Consider the following 16,889-nt stretch of genomic DNA (forward strand, 5'->3'; position numbering starts at 1 on the left):
CGGTTAGAAAAACATTTTTCCCCAATAGGAGAAAAATATTTTAGTAATAGGCTAATAATAAACCGGCATTGATGTACCAAGTTATTTTTTATGATTACTAAAATAGCAGAAAGTATCTCTATTAAGATCAATTAATAGCTGACAACACCTGAATAGGAATACTTAAGAAATTTACATATCCGTTTATGGATATACACAATACAGCTCGCAATGAGCTAGTACCAACCGAAACTGTTCTCGGACAATAAAAAGCATTATTGGCTGAAGTCGGTTTTGTGAAGGAGCTACCAGGCCCTTCCATAAATTGAAAATTATAATAATTAGGATAGGTTACAGAGTTCCCTCCTAAACTATCATCATAATATAAATACAAGTAACCATTTTGGTATACTTTTACAGGGCTATTAAAAGGATCCTTCAAATTGATAGTACCTACCTGTGTAGTAGAGCCACTGCCCCCATCTGGACTCGTACTCCATCTTAGTTGTCCTGTTTCAGAATAAACCTTAACATGATATGCTTTCTTTGTTTCCGTAATAGTTTTATTACCCAAAGTAGCTCGCATAGTTATCGTATACAGCTGTGATGGAGATGCATCATCCTGATTTACGATAGTAATTGAATGCCCCGAAAATTGTTTTGAATACGTTTCATAGTCATCTTTCTGTTTCGAATATGACTGACATTCAACCGTCCATTGAACGTCAAAATTATCTGCTAAGTCTACTGAATAAATTCCAGAAGTTGCCAAGAAATCAGCCCCATTTATCCAAGGCTTAATTGCTGCTTGCAAGACATAATTATGTTCTAATGTGTTTACCATTCGTTGATTCTGTACTAATGTAAATTGAGTACGACATGATTTACCCGCATATGACATTAAATTAGAAGAAGATGGAGAATAAGAATCCCCGTGAGCATCAGTAATATTACCTATATAAGTACATCCATTCCAAATATTAGGGTCTGCTGGTGTATCACTTATATAGTCACCACATGTAGTAGAGTTTGATCCATCAACGAGTTCTGCGCAAGTACCACTTCCGCTTTCACCTACGCTTGTTCCATGATGAGTATGATATAGTCCTAAACAGTGTCCCACTTCATGTGCTACAGTACTTTCCTTGTAATAATTTCCCTTTATAATACAAGCTGTAGAAGGTATAGACTGAGCTTGTCCTGCAGCATTAAAATCTCGCCCAACTGACACTACATAAATATCTATAGCATTAGAATGACGATTTTGAGAGAACAGAGGAGTTATCAAAAAACTTGGAAGCCTATTGAGATCATCATTATCTATATATTCAGAACCTAACAAACTAAACGAAAAGCTCGTATCTGCATAATCTCTATTTAAGTTGTTTATTATTGTTGAAGAAACAATTTCTTTATCAAGTCCAGAACCTGATGAATATCGAACAACATGAATAAAAACATATAAATTATAAAATCTCATATTGTTTATATTTCTCGTTTCAGCCTCAAAAAACCAAGTGGGCGGAGGAGGTGTAGGAGTTCCACAAATTTGCATTTCTGACACAGGTATCCCTTCTATTTGATCCTGCCTATCATCACTACATCCTATAGCCAAAAAGCAAAATGTTAAAAATACTATATATTTTTTCATAACCATATCAATTTTCAATTTTAAATAAATAGAACAAGAACAACTTATAAAAACAGCTACAGATGACCTAAATCAACACATTCTGCAGCTAAACAAATAACTATCAACACAAACAATCTAAAGGCTCATACCTCCTCTTTTTATCCATAACGAAAACATTTCGTAGTTTTGAAAAAATGAAGAAAAGTACTTCTTCCTATTTTTAGAAGTTTATAATAGCAAGGGGGGATTATCCCCCCTAATCCTATGGAATAAATACTTCAGAGCCTTATACTATTCTACAATAAAATTGAATTTAAGAGTAGCAATGTATTCTTTACCATCCTTGATATAGACAAGTTCAACGATTTGAGGATAAATTTCTCCAGCAGTGAGAGTACCCGGCATAAAGCCTACTTCCATATCGTAGATAGTGTGAAGTTTGGTATAGGTACGTGCATCTGCACCCCATCCTTGCAGCTCGCCAACAGCGTTGCACCAGAATCCTCCCAACTCACCACCACAATTATCTTCATAACTGTAAGTACCGTCAGTCAGTTTCAAACGCATACAGATTTTTCCTTCGGCCAATCCCTCAGAACTATGTTGCTGGATGGCTGCAAAATCTTCCGGCATCAGGCAGAAAGCATGGCAAATAGCTGCATTATCGTAGTAAGCGATGTTATAATGAGCAAATTCATAAGATGCATCAGACGTACCGCGCACATTAATAATCATCTCAACGCTTTTAGGCTTAGCATTCGGATCAAGCACCACTTCAACTACATCATTATAACTTTCCACGTCGGTGCCACTCAAAGTAATAGTATAAGGCCATTGTTCGTCATCTTCTTCCTTATCATTCCAATACTGACGATTGTATTCATCGGGAGCAGCCATTATCACGAAGTAGAGTTCATTTGTACCGACAGGCACTGTGTAAGAAGCCGTACCTTCGGCACCCTTGCTCATTTCCGAATAGGTCGGTTTGCCGTTTACGATAGCTACATAACCATAACGATAGTCAGATGAAGTATTATCCGAAGTATTGTAGGTCGTGGTTTTAGCCACAACTTTTCCATCTCCATCTACCTGCTCGCCTTTATCTCCCTTGGCAAGAGCACTTCCGGGAGTGATTGCACCAACCGTAGTAGAAACTGTAGTACCGGCAGCAGGCACTTTCATTTTAATAACATTGAAACCGGTAGTTCCGGGACAGCTCGCATAACCCACCTGATATTTGAGGTCGCCTACCTTGTATAAATCAGTACTATAATCACCTTTCACATAATCAGGTACAGTCACCGGTTTACTTTCATTATTGGCAAACCTCAAGTCATAGTATACCATACGTGAAGCATAGTCATAAAGATCAGCATAAAGAACATTCTGACTATTACCGCAATATATACGTTGGTAAGTTTGTAATGGATCTTCAGGATATTCCGAATCACTCCAAATACGTCCATATGCATCAATTCCATGTTTCTCTACCCAAGTATGCTGCAACCAGTAACTGGCATAACGCATCCATTCATGGTTGAAGTGTCGATGATAATTCTTTTTCCAAACATCAAGATGATAGCCGAACATTTCTTCCGGATAGTCAAGTTGAGCTTGCCATTGTGCACACTGTTCCCAGAAAGCACAACCTCCGGCACCATCGGGGCCAAATCCATAACGGAATCCATGATGTAAATCAGCAGGAGCCCCCTGCTTGTTCACTTTATCAGCATAAACTTGGTACTGGAATGAGTGACCGATTTCATGAGCTATGGTAGAACCTACAGGCTGACAAGTAGATGGATTTACCCAGAGGGCACCTATTTTGTCATCATAACCAGAACCAGTGGCAAGCCACTCATCCTGATAAATCAGATAAATCTGCATCTTATAATCGTCAAGCATAGATTTACCTTCACCCAAAGTCGCCATCTTAAGAATGTTAACATTGGTATTGAAGTATGATTCCGCTTTCTTAAGAAGGTCATCAATATCTACGCGCATGGCAGCCGCAACGGTTTCCGCATTTGGATCTTCTCCAAACTCCGGTGACCAGAATACAAAGAAGTGTTCACTTTGCTTCATGCGATGCCATGAATAGTAGCTGTCATGACGAAGCATATACTCAGGACCTTCCTCGAAGTGAGGATTTCCGGCACTGGGACAAATGTATTTGGCATAATCTTTAATTTCGTCAGGTTTCAGGTACAATACCTTATACTTTTGAACCAACTTAATAGCCTGTGACTGGCCTTTTACGGTAGAGATTGTAACAGTGGCAGAACGGTCATTGGTCGTGTCTTCGTTCTCCTGCATGGTCACAGTCAACTTCAACTCTTCACCAGCTTTACCTTCAGCAGGTGACACGCTAGCCCATGAACAGGCATTACCTTCGGCATCTACAACGGCAACCGTCCAGTCCATGTCACTCTTAAAGTGTATTTCCAAGCTCTTGTCTTCGGCTTCAACCGCATAATCGACCTCCATACCAGCAATAGTACCTTTATATCGAGGATCATAATCAGCTACACGTTTTGACATATCGTCATCTTCACATGCAGTAGTGAGAAACGATGTTCCACTAACAGCCATCAACATAGCCGCGAGGTAGAAATAGTGTCGTATATTGCTTTTCATTTTATATTGTTTTAGAAAGTTTAAAAATAAGGCATTACTCGAAAGTTGCGTTCAAAAGGAACGACATCGCTTTCTGTTTATCAGGAGTAGCCAAACCAAATTTAACCATCATTGTAGTTCCCGATGCAATACCCGGAGCACGTCCGATAGCCATGCAAGCCGGATCATCCTCTAGCCAAGGCTCGATGAAGAAAGAGAAGCCATCTGCTCCCCAAGTGCAAATTTCGTTATTGGCATTACACCAGTAACCACCATTATTTGCTGTAGAAGTGCCGTCCCAAACATATGCATTAGTTTCAAGGTTCATCATATAAGGTTTTACTGCGCCATCGGAAACAGCAGCAACCAATTCAGCAGAAGACATACCAAACACATAATTGATATTTTCAGCTACACTCTCGAATGTCAACGAATAAGCATTATAGTCACCAGCAGGAATCGTTATATCCTGAATGATAAAACTCTTATCAAATACAGTCATAGCCATAACGAAACGAATAGCCGTATTGTAGTTTGGTCCATCAAGGGCAAAGCCAAACTCTATCGAAGCTGCACCACCGGCATTTCCATCGGGATAAAAATTGAAGCATTTGGTTGCGGCATCGAATTCAATGATGCCATATAAGGATGCATCATCAATGTCACATACATTACCGTTTTTATTAACATACCAGCCATATTTCTTCCCTTCTACATTGGCTTTTGCTTTGTTCCATACACTACGGGAGGCATTAATGGGACAGACAACCACTTTCCCGCTCTCAATAGCACTCATCAGTTCATTTACTGTCATGCCGAGCTGTTGCTGTATTATTGTTTCATATTGTTCGATACTAATGGTAGCAGGAACAGGATCGCCAGCTTTTTTATCAAAGGTACTGGTTACAGTTCCCTTTTCATCTGTTTTCACAGGTGGATTCTCATTTGGACCGTACACATGCATACTTGTAGCATCTGTATATTCTTCACTGCAAGCGGTTGTCATAAACAACGCACCACAAATCATCAGTATATAGATTAATTTCTTTTTCATGGTTCTTTATTTTGCGGTTGTATAACCAGGGTTCTGAACTAAGTTAGGATTGGCATCCAGATTATCCTGCAGGATGGGGAAGATATCAAGATGGTGATCGTTCGGATTAGTATTGGCGCTCTTGCCGAACCATGACTTACCATTGAATACATTGCATCCATTAGTCATCTTGAAGCGAATAAGGTCTTGACGACGGTGGTGTTCATACACAAACTCCCAAGCCAATTCATCAAGCAAACCACCAAGAATGATATCATCACCACCTTCGTGAGTAGTAATAACTTCAACATTGGTAAGGTTCTTGTCATCATCAAGCGTACCTTGCGTTTCGCGCAATCCATAATCGTATACGCTGCCTCCTTTCAGTTGGGCAACAGTACGGACTGCTTTTTCAGGATTGTTTTTGAATGCACGACGACGAATCATCGTTACAATATCCGCAGCATCCTGCTCTGTCTCACCATTATATCCGCCCAGACGGAGCAAACATTCAGCCTTGATAAAGTAAGCGTCTGTCAAACGAAAGAAAGGTACATTGTCATCACTGGTACCAATGTTACCCGGTTGAATCTCATAGAGCCATAAACGAGCACCCTGATAGTCACCTGCACCTGGCTTTTCAATAGCCCATACTTCGGGAGTAAGATTCACCTCTTTTCCGTTTTCATAGAGTATATTTCCTTGTTGGTCACGCTGAACGCCCCATTTCCAAGTATCAGCCTTACGAGTGTCATCTTCATCATAAGTATTAAAAAACTGCGGTACGCAAGCACTTCCATTCCAAGGGTCGAACGAAACGCCAAATACATCCTTGCAGATGGCGGGAAACCATTTGCAGAAGTGGTTCGTGCCATGACCAGCATATTTATTGCTATACATCAGTTCGAATATATTTTCCTTGCTCCCGGCTACGGAGAAAGGCTCACGATAATTCTCAGCCAGTGTATAGGCACCATCATTGATGACTTCATTCACCTGTTCGATAGCCAAACCATAGTATTTATTATCAGGAGCATCGGGGAACCAAGCATCATGATTCAGATACATCTTTGCCAGTAGCATACAGGCACCATAGTAATTCAGCTGTCCTTTTTCCACTTCTTTAGTAAGCAATGGTTTCGACTCTTCTACTTCTTTCACTATGAAATCGAAAGTAAACTGCGGAGTCTCCTGTTTCGGCATATAGTCGGCCGGCAGTTTCAAAGTAGTAGTTACAGGAATATTGCGATGCAAATCGAACAATACATAATAGAACAGCGCACGGAAAGTGCGCAACTCGGCTGTTGCTCTTTCATTACTGCTGATGGTTTCATCGTCAAGTAGCTGATTGCAAGAGTTTATACCTTGATAACAAGAGTACCAAGGGCGATAAAGATGATTAATAGTAGGATGGAATTCATGCTTGTGCAATGAAACATATTGTGCACCCCATCCTCCATAAGTACGGTAAGGGGTCATAATCAAGTCACCACACTCTTGGCTAATGTCCATATAACCTTCCCAGCCATCATACATATCGCGCAAACGGTCGTAAATTACACCATATTGAGCCGCAATCTCGGTTTCAGTAAATTCATAGCTACCATCACCAGGAAGTTCACTATATAAGGTTTCACTCAAATCGGTGCAACTGCCTAACAGAATTGAACCGGCAAATAACATACCGACAACACCTTTCTTAAATATCTTATTATATTTCATAATTATTTTGTTGTTAATGAGGTTAGAAAGTCACGTTCATACCTACAGTGAATGAACGTACAGTAGGATATTTATCACGACTGTCTACGCCGGCAGTCCAAAAGTTATTGCTGCCTAGTTCCGGATCAGATCCCTTGTACTTAGTGATTGTAAAAAGATTATCTATACTACCATAGAAGCGTATGCTTTTTACATAAGTACGTTTCTTAAAGTCATAAGTATAGCCCAAAGTCATATTGGTCAGTTTCAAGTAATCACCATCTTCAATGTAATAACTGGTCACTACTTGTGACTGCTGTGCAGAGAGTGGGCGAATACCGCCAATTGCATCGGCTGCCGATTTCAACTTATTGTAAGCATGGGCGTTGTTTTCATAAAACACACGCTGCTGGTTGATAATCTTATAGCCAAACTGACCGGTAAACTGCATAGTCAAATCAAAATTCTGATAGCGGAATGTATTATTCCATCCCATAGAGATTTTGGGAATGCCATTACCCATACGTTGGTACCAGTTGTCGCGGTCGTTACGCATTTCCTGATAAAATTCGGCAGCCTGGCCAGTTTCCGGGTTTTCTATCAAGAACAGACCTGTCTTTTCTGATACACCAACTGCTTTCAGTGACCAAATTTCGCCAAAGCTCTTGCCTACCTCCACTTTGTGGGTATATTGGCTCACAGGGTCACCTACACCTTGCTGCCAAAGAATATTCTCAGTCTGATAAAGGTCATTGGAAAGGCTTACCAACTTATTGGCATTATGTTGCATTGTTAGTGCAGTATTCCATTCAAAATCTTTGGTTTGAATAGGAATGGCACGAACCATAATTTCGATACCGGAATTGCGCATCTTACCTACATTGGCCAAGGTAGAAGTATACAAATTAGGGGGACTGGGTACGGCATAATCAAAAAGCATATCCGAGGTATTCTTTACATAGAAGTCTACGGAACCACCCAAACGGTCATTCAATACGCCCCAGTCCAAACCTATATTGAGTTCTTTGGCAATCTCCCATTTCAAATCAGGATTGGCATTTGATAATGCTTTCAATCCTTTAGCCCATTTCCCATCACGGTAATAATTACCACCAGAGTAACTATAGCGAACAATAGATTGGTAAGAATAAGCCGGAATTACACCAGTCACACCATAACCAGCACGAAGTTTCAAATTGTTCAACCAGTTACGAATTGATTCCAAAAAACTCTCATTCATGATATTCCAGCCCAAGGAAACAGAAGGGAAAGCGCCCCACTTATGGTTGGCACCAAACTTGGAAGAGCCCTCATAACGAACAGAAGCCAAAATGTTATAACGATTATCAAAACCATAGCTGATACGGGCAAATGTACCAATCAAAGTCGATTCTGTCTTTGAGCTACTCATTGAAGCCTTACCATCAGTAAGATATTCACCGGCACCCATATTGTTGTAACCAAAATAATCTGTCGGGAAATTGGCATTCCACATGCCAGCACTCTCATAAGTATTTCTTGACCAGCTGTAACCTACCATACCTTCAAAACGGTGCTTTCCAGCAAATGTAGCGTGATATTTAGAAGTCAATTCCAAGTAATCTGTACGATCATAATTATCACTTAGACTTGCCTCGCCAGTCAGGTTACCAATCGCGGTAGTAGTATGATACTTAGTGTTGTATGAACCGGTTTTACCTGTTGAGCGGTGACTGGCCAACATTAAGTTAGTTTGCCATCCTTTAATCGGTTCAAAAGTTACATTTCCGGTAATTCGAGTATTTATTTCCTTTGTTTCACCTGTACTTTCATTCTGCAACGAAACAGGATTGTAGTATTGTAACAGTGAACGTTCGTTGTAAGTACCGTCTTCATTCCAAATTGGAGAAGTCGGATTTCGAATCACAGCTTGTCTATAAATTTGCGTAAGGCTATTTACTCCATAAGCATCATACTTATCCAAATACTTATAATTGTCTTGCACAATGTTTAGATTTACCTTCAACATATTGTTGAACATCCAATGACTCACATCAAACGACACACTTAAGTCTTCGTTACCAGACTTCTTCATTACCCCCTGCTGATTGCGATAAGTTACATTACCATAATAAGAGGTAGTAGAAGAACCGCCTGTGATAGAAAAGCTATGATTATGTGTCACACCAGTACGACTCACCGCATCGAGCCAGTCAGTGTCATACCCTTCGTCATTATATTGTGTTTTTCCTGCACGAATATCATCAGGAGCCATGAAATCTACTTTCTTGACCCAATTAGAAAATGAGACGTAACCAGAATAAGTAGCAGTCGCTTTCTGTTCGCGCATACCGGTTTTGGTAGTGATAAGAATAACTCCACCTGCACCTCTCGTTCCATAAATAGCGGCAGCAGAAGCATCCTTCAGAACATCAATAGAGGCTATATTCTCAGTAGGAACTGTACTCATGCTACCAGGAACTCCGTCAATCAGTACTAATGGAGAAGCGTTACCCGATACAGAGACAATACCACGAAGACTGATTTCAGTACCTACATTAGGGTCACCCGAAGGTTTAGCAATGGTCAAACCGGCCACTTTACCCTTCAGTAAATCACCCGCATTATTAAAATTACCTACCAAGAAGTCTTCAGCTTTCACACTGGCAATGGCACTCGTTACATCACCTTTCTTCTGAGTTCCGTAGCCGATAACTACTACTTCATCCAATAGTTCCGTATCATCAGCAAGAATAATATCTATTTTTCTCTTGTTTCCTACCGTTATTTCCTGTCCCTTATAACCTATATAAGAAACAGACAACACAGAATTGGCACCCTTCACCTTCAATGTATACTCTCCATCAACATTGGTTATCACACCATTAGCCGTTCCCTTTTCAAGAATGTTAGCACCAATAATAGGCTCGCCACTCTTATCTTTTACTACACCCGTGACTGTAACAGTCTGTTGTTGTACAGCCTCGATGTCCAGTGTTCCCGCTGTTTCCGCAAACATTGTTGTCGGACTAATGCCGGCACCCGCTGCAAAGAAAAGACAGGCTGTAGCCCTTAGAACAGCTTTACTGAACAAGGACCGATTCTCATGTGTCTTCATATCACATCTCTAATTAAAAGGTTAATATTCTATATACAAGTTACAAATTTCTAATTTTTCAAAAGGAGTTAATTTAGTTTACTTTCCATTCAATCACCCCACCCGAAGCACCTTTCTGCAACTGGGCAGCTATCTTCAATCCTGTCGTCTTTATCGGTTTAAAATCAAGATTATTATAGCAGTCCTTCTTCACCACATATTCATTCAATGCCTCTACTTCTTTCCAATTTTTACCATCTTTATAGTAGAGTTTCCAGCTTTCCGGCACGCGGAAGTTTCCATCGTAATGATCGAAATCTAACCAATAAACCTGTACATTCGAAACGGTGTAGGGCTGGTCAAATTGATAGGCCAAAGTTTCCAGCGTTCCGTTTCTCAACCACCAATAATGGTAAGGCTTAGAAATATCCGATGAACGTTTCGGTTCCCATTGGTCATTCACACCCCATGCCCAGCTTTCTACTGAGGCTGATTCAGGAGCGTCTTTCTGGATAGGAGCCTGTATCATCAGAGTCCGTGCCTTGCTGGCAATTGTCGGCTCGGGAATAGGACGGGCATATTCGGCAGCTTCAGGAATCCAAACTGCCATTTGGTCTGCACCGCGATTATTCCAGGTTGAATAAGGAATGGCTTTAAAAGGAACCTCTTTCACACTACCATCTTTACCCACTTCTTTCGCATTACCGGTCAGCACTACAACACCGTTCAACAGATTAGCGTCATAAGCTGCTTCCATTGGAGTGGCATCAGGAATAAACTTGTTGAAAACAGTGCTGTCAGCCTGATCTTTGCCTTCCAGACAAAACATGATAGGACCACGTTCGATAGCCAGTTTACCACGATCATCTTCCACATTATCATTGGCTTTAATACGGCGCACATCCATCGGAAGGTTGATTTCTACCACATCACCCGCTTTCCAGGTACGTGAAATAGTAGCGTAGCCATCATATTGTTTAGCATTTACTTTCTTGCCGTTAACAGAGATGTTGTAAGCACCTGCCTTATCAGTAAATGAGTAAAGATCCGTTGGTACGGGAGCATCCTGCGCCCAACCCGGGATACGGAAACGCAAAGCAAATTCCTGCTCTTTCTCGGGAGTAACTAAGATGGAAACCGTTCCTTCCCAAGGATATTCAGTAGTCTGTTCCAAAGCTATATTATTGCTGTCCGTATTAAGGTCAGCTTTACTCTGGATATAAAGGTTAACATAAATATCATTGCCCTGGGTGGCGTACATATAATAAGGTACGGAAGCCATGAAGCGGGTGACATTACCCGGACAGCAAGCACAACCAAACCAATGCTGGCGTTCGTGCTGCCCCATAGATTCGAGCGGATTATCATAGAAGAACTTGTCACCGCTAAGAGAAACACCCGAAATCACACCATTATAAAGTGCACGTTCCAACACATCGGCATATTTGGCGTTTCCCGTAGCCAAAAACATGCGGTGATTCCAATAAACATTGGCAATGGCTGCGCAAGTTTCACAATAAGCGGTATGATTGTTCAATTCATAATTGGGACCGAAGCCTTCGCCTTGCGGACGAGAGCCGATTCCACCGGTAATAAAGAGCTTCTTGCTTGCCATATTCTCCCAAATACGACTCAGTGCGTTGAAATAAGCTGTGTCCTGGGTCAGGGCAGCCACATCGGCAACACCAGAATAAAGATATCCGGCACGCACGGCATGCCCCACAATCTCATCTTGCTGCAAAATGGGTTTATGATCCTGACTGTATTCGCTGAGACGATGACCGTCTGTTCCGCGTCCGGTCTCCTCCACGAAATATTTAGCCATTTTCAGATATTTCTCATCACCTGTCACTTTATATAATTTAGCAAGCGCCATTTCGGCAATGGGATGTCCCGAAGGAACATGCTTTTGCCCTTCATCGGGACCAAATACCTGACAAACAAGGTCGGCATTTTTGATAGCTACATCAAGCAAGGAGCGTTTACCTGTTGCGCGATAGTGTGCAACGGCAGCTTCATACAAGTGACCGCTATTATAAAGTTCATGACTATTAATCTTTTCCCAACGATTCTTTCCCCACCAACCGGAAAGACGGTAGCATTTATTAGTTACGCACGTAGTGAGGTAGCCGTCCGGTTCCTGAGCGGCTGCGATAAGGGAGATGACACTATCCAGATAAGCATCCAGTGCTTTGTCATACTTCACAGCCAGCGAGTAGGAGGCTCCTTCTATTATCTTATAAGGATCGGTATCGTCAAAAGAGAAATCACCACGGTGTTCGCCTTTCATTAATCCTCCGGCAATGGCAAAATTATCGAAGCGCCCGTTCTTCTCACATTCTTTAAATGCGGAAGGAATAGAAACGGTACGATTGGTTTCAATACGCGGAGTCCAGAAGTTATCGTTCAGGTGAACTTGTGTAAAAGGAACTTCTTTAATCGGAGCATCAGGCTGAACGTAGGGTTCGCTGCAAGCACTCATGCCCAAGAGGGCAATGCTACCGAAAAGGAATTGGATTCGTTTCTTCATCATACTATATATGTGTTTTTAAATCATTAGCATTAGTGTACGGCAAAGAAAAGGATTCTCTTTTTAACAAGATGAAACAAAAATCTATATGAATGCAAAAATAGTCGGATCACAAAGTCTTTGGAGAATATTTGGATTATTATTGCATTGGTTTGGATTATTTTTTCATGACTGCCAATATTATATAGGACAAGTTTGTGAATAGCAAGCAGAGATACCTTGCTAATTCATATTAAGTAAGACTTAATGCTTACTAAGTTTCGTGGCAGCATAAAGAATATGAAGAATAATTTGTTTTTTTACTGCAAAACATGCTGAGATTATGAGACCAATTTACATCTGGCAACAAAAAGACCGGCCTGTCTTCACTTGGGATGATACAAAATTATCCTACAAATTAGGTAAAGTTCGAAACTTACAAGGCAAACTTGTAGGAAAAATGAGTGTGCTCGGATTTGATTTGAGAAATAGTGCTATACTTAACACATTAACAGCTGATATTACGAAATCATCTGAAATAGAAGGCGAAATATTGAATGTCGACCAGGTACGTTCTTCCGTAGCCCGCCATTTAGGAATAGAGATAGAGGGAGTGCCCGAAGCTGATCGTTATATAGATGGAGTAGTGCAAGTAATGATAGATGCTACTCAAAATTATATGCAACCATTAACAGACGAACGTCTCTTCAATTGGCATGCAGCTTTATTCCCCATGGGGCGAAGTGGTGCATATAAAATAACGGTTGACGGTTGACGGCAAGGAACAGAACCTATGCAGGTTATTTCAGGTGCCATGGGGAAAGAAATAGTTCATTATCAGGCACCTTCTTCCGGCAATGTCCCCTATCAGATGAAGTTATTTTTAGATTGGATAAATGACAATCAGAAATTAGAGAAGACTCAAAATGGTGATTTAGACATCACAGGCTGGCTTGAATGTTTTCTCGACTGTCTGGAAGCCGCATTGATAGGTACTGAAAAAACAATCAGTACCATTTTGCAGAAAGCAGCGTTTGGGGACAAACACCGTTTAGTTCCGATGAATGAGCGACAAATAAAAATGGTAAACCTACTTTGGGATGGCTTTAATGGAAAGGTAACTTCATCCAAATGGGGGAAGATTACAAAATGTTCTGCCGATACTGCTTTACGTGATATACAAGATTTGATAACTAAAAATGTACTGCAGAAAACAGACGAATAAATACTTCACAGTAGCTTCCCTCTACCTGAGCTATATTTGCTCCGTAGCTTCTTCGGCCAGAGGTACCTCTACACGGAGAAAGTATGGGGAAGGTACGGAGCAAGTACATCTCAGGTACGTCTCAAGTGCGAAGCGAAGAACACTTTATAGCTATGCAAAAATAATCCAAAGACTAAAAAGATAATCCAAACATAACCCAAGAGCACCATAAGAGGGTGATTCTTGGACTATTTTTTTATTACATTATATTATTCAGTCCTTCCGTTCACCCTTTTTTTGTTTACTTTGCACACAGACCCAATAAAGAGTTAACTGATTATGAAAAACTACACATCTCTCAAATTAGTCGTTATTTCCTTATTTTTGTACTTCGGGAATAACCCACTCGGGGCAGCTCCCGGAAAGAAATATACGCTCTTCTCTCCTGATGGAAAGTTGAAGGTGGAGGTTACTGCCGGAGACAAGCTGTCTTATCAGGTGATGCACGAAAACGATACAATTCTCTCTCATTCTAACATAGGATTAGTTCTGGCAGACGGAACTACAATAGGAAACGATTCTCAGGTAACGGGTATTAAAAGGAAAAAGGTCAGGGATAATGTAGAGTCTCCTTTCTATCGCTTCAAGGAGTTCATAACCACATGCAGTGAACTTAACTTGAAACTGAAAGGTGATTTCGGCGTTACCTTCCGCGCCTATGATGAAGGAGTGGCTTACCGTTTTTACACAACGCAAAAGGCGGAAGTAACCATCAAAAAGGAAGTGGCAGAATTTAACTTCAACCAGGATTACACAGCCTATCTTCCTTATACAACCAACGATAAGAAGCCAATGGCAATGGCTTTCCAGAATGTCTACGACATCACCCCACTATCGAAGGCACAGCCGAAACCGGCTTTCCTACCCGTAACCGTGGACTGTGGTAAAGCCAAGCTGACGATATTGGAGTCTGACCTCGAAGCTTATCCGGGTATGTTTGTGGAGAGAGTTGTCTCCTCGTCAACTTACTCCCTGAAAGGAGTATTCGCCTCCTACCCCACCAAGACAGATTTCTACCCCTGGCGCAGGCAGGAGTATGTGACAGAGACAACTGATTACATAGCACGCAGTAGTGGTGCACGTACTTATCCCTGGCGTGTGCTGGCTGTGACGGAAAAAGATACGGATATGCCCGTCAACAATCTGGTTTATGCACTGGCATCCCCCAACCGCATAGGCGACACCTCGTGGATAAAGCCCGGGAAAGTGGCCTGGGACTGGTGGAATGACTGGAATCTGAAAGGTGTCCCCTTCAAGGCAGGCATCAATATGGATACCTACAAATATTATATAGATTTCGCCAGCCGCAACGGCATCGAGTTTATTGTGCTCGACGAAGGATGGTACGCCCCCAAAAGCGGTGATATGCTGACCGTCATTCCCGAGCTGAACCTCCCGGAGCTGGTTGCTTACGGAAAGGAGAAGGGAGTGGAGCTCATTCTCTGGACAGTATTCAACGTACTCGACAACCAACTGGAAGCTGCCTGCAAGAAGTACTCCGACATGGGCATCAAAGGTTTTAAAGTCGACTTCCTCGACCGCGACGACCAGACTGCCGTTGAAATGGTATACCGCATTGCCGAAGCCACCGCCAAGCATAAACTGACGCTCGACCTGCACGGCATCTATAAACCGACAGGCATCAACCGTACTTATCCGAACATCATCAACTTCGAAAGTCTGTTTGGCATGGAAGAAGTGAAATGGACGGAACTCAAAAATAACATGCCGCTTTATGATGTCACTTTCCCCTACATCCGGATGATGGCAGGTCCGGTGGACTACACCCCGGGAGCTATGCGTAATGCCACAAAAGCTGACTGGCGTGCCGTTTACTATACGCCAATGAGCATGGGAACCCGTTGCCATCAACTGGCTGCCTATATCGTGCATGATTCCCCCCTCACCATGCTGTGCGATGCACCGACAAATTATCTGAATGAACAGGAATGTGTAGATTTCATCACCTCCATTCCTGTAGAAACTGATTCAACTTTTATCGCCGCAGGCAAATTAGGAGAATACATTGTGACTGTCCGTAAGAAAGACATCAACTGGTACGTCGGCGGAATGACAAACTGGGACGAGCGGGATGTGGAAATAGACTTCTCTTTCCTGCCAACAGGTGCCCGTTACACCGCCACGCTATTCGCTGACGGCATCAACGCCAACAAACAGGCGGAAGATTACCGCACAGAAACGCTCACAGTAGATAAAAACAGCCGGATAAAATTGCACCTCGCTTCGGGAGGAGGATTTGCAATGAAGCTCGAAGCCTGTCCGGCGCGCGGAACGATGACGGCAATACCCGAAGGCAAGAATATTCCTTCTTTCTACAAGAAATACATTGAAACGGAAGGTTTATATGTCACTTCATCTGAGCGGGTGAGCGACGAGGCATTGCTGAAAGCCTGTGATATTATCAGTCTGATGCTGGCAAAACGTCCGGATGTAAAAGCGCATATGGTGAAAAAAGGTTGCCATGTGATGGTTATCGGTAAAGACGAAGAAACTTGCGACCTGCCGGAGTTTGCACATATCTGCAATTCGCCGGACAGCATTGCTTACTGGAACTGGCGTGCCCGAGGTTTCGGAGGTGCACCGGAAGATGAGTTCTCCGCCAGTTGCGGAGAAGAGAACCTATTGGGTTTGCCTCAGGATAAGTATACGGGTGAGAATATCCTGATTCATGAATTTGCGCACTTGATACACATGGTAGGGATAGTTGGCGTAGAACCTGATTTCAATGACCGACTGGAGGCTTTATGGAAAAGTGCAAGCGAAAAAGGATTATGGGCAGGCACTTATGCCCTAAGCAACAAAGAGGAGTATTTTGCCGAATGTGTACAGTCTTTCTTTAACTGTAATCGATATGCCGAGCCTGCCAATGGAGTACATAATTCCATGAACCGACGTGTGAAGCTGAAAGCATACGACCCGGATATGTATAAGTTACTGAAAGAGTACTTTTATGAGATAGAGATACCGATTAATAATGAAATACATAAATGATAATTCAGCGGACGAGCGTCGATATAATATACGGCACCCGTACCAGGTAAGGTACGGCGCCCTGCA

Annotated in this window: 9 protein-coding genes; 3 read left to right on the forward strand and 6 right to left on the reverse strand. The window is 42.0% G+C overall.

Annotated elements, in window-relative coordinates; genetic code table 11:
- Nucleotides 1-127: 127 nt before the first annotated feature.
- The 6 genes from BN161_RS14510 to BN161_RS14535 form a co-directional block, all read right to left on the reverse strand.
- Entirely contained in the window at nucleotides 128-1,630 is a 1,503-nt protein-coding gene (locus BN161_RS14510) for a M43 family zinc metalloprotease (protein WP_167332545.1), read from the reverse strand.
- A gap of 273 nt (nucleotides 1,631-1,903) precedes the next feature.
- The gene (locus BN161_RS14515; protein ID WP_044267407.1) at nucleotides 1,904-4,249 is read right to left on the reverse strand and encodes a DUF6055 domain-containing protein; all 2,346 of its coding nucleotides are present in this window, start codon (nucleotides 4,247-4,249) and stop codon (nucleotides 1,904-1,906) included.
- 34 nt (nucleotides 4,250-4,283) lie between these two features.
- A complete protein-coding gene (locus tag BN161_RS14520; RefSeq protein ID WP_044267408.1) occupies nucleotides 4,284-5,282 on the reverse strand; it encodes a DUF4859 domain-containing protein in 999 nt (332 codons plus the stop codon).
- Nucleotides 5,283-5,288: 6 nt separating this feature from the next.
- A complete protein-coding gene (locus tag BN161_RS14525; protein WP_044267410.1) occupies nucleotides 5,289-6,983 on the reverse strand; it encodes a RagB/SusD family nutrient uptake outer membrane protein in 1,695 nt (564 codons plus the stop codon).
- 22 nt (nucleotides 6,984-7,005) lie between these two features.
- Nucleotides 7,006-10,059 (reverse strand): SusC/RagA family TonB-linked outer membrane protein, encoded by a 3,054-nt coding sequence (locus BN161_RS14530; RefSeq protein ID WP_044267412.1) that lies wholly within the window; start codon nucleotides 10,057-10,059, stop codon nucleotides 7,006-7,008.
- A gap of 73 nt (nucleotides 10,060-10,132) precedes the next feature.
- Complete coding sequence (locus BN161_RS14535; RefSeq protein ID WP_044267489.1) at nucleotides 10,133-12,568, reverse strand: glycoside hydrolase family 127 protein; 2,436 nt, start codon at nucleotides 12,566-12,568, stop codon at nucleotides 10,133-10,135.
- Between the two features lie 322 nt (nucleotides 12,569-12,890).
- Between BN161_RS14535 and BN161_RS30575 the strand changes: the two genes are divergently transcribed.
- From BN161_RS30575 to BN161_RS14545, 3 genes are all read left to right on the forward strand, one after another.
- Entirely contained in the window at nucleotides 12,891-13,322 is a 432-nt protein-coding gene (locus tag BN161_RS30575) for a DUF4172 domain-containing protein (RefSeq protein ID WP_244436505.1), read from the forward strand.
- A gap of 39 nt (nucleotides 13,323-13,361) precedes the next feature.
- Nucleotides 13,362-13,772 (forward strand): Fic family protein, encoded by a 411-nt coding sequence (locus BN161_RS30580; RefSeq protein ID WP_244436506.1) that lies wholly within the window; start codon nucleotides 13,362-13,364, stop codon nucleotides 13,770-13,772.
- Nucleotides 13,773-14,090: 318 nt separating this feature from the next.
- Entirely contained in the window at nucleotides 14,091-16,823 is a 2,733-nt protein-coding gene (locus BN161_RS14545) for a glycoside hydrolase family 97 catalytic domain-containing protein (protein ID WP_044267414.1), read from the forward strand.
- Nucleotides 16,824-16,889 lie beyond the last annotated feature (66 nt).

It is taken from the genome of Bacteroides timonensis (assembly GCF_000513195.1).
Lineage (GTDB): Bacteria > Bacteroidota > Bacteroidia > Bacteroidales > Bacteroidaceae > Bacteroides > Bacteroides timonensis.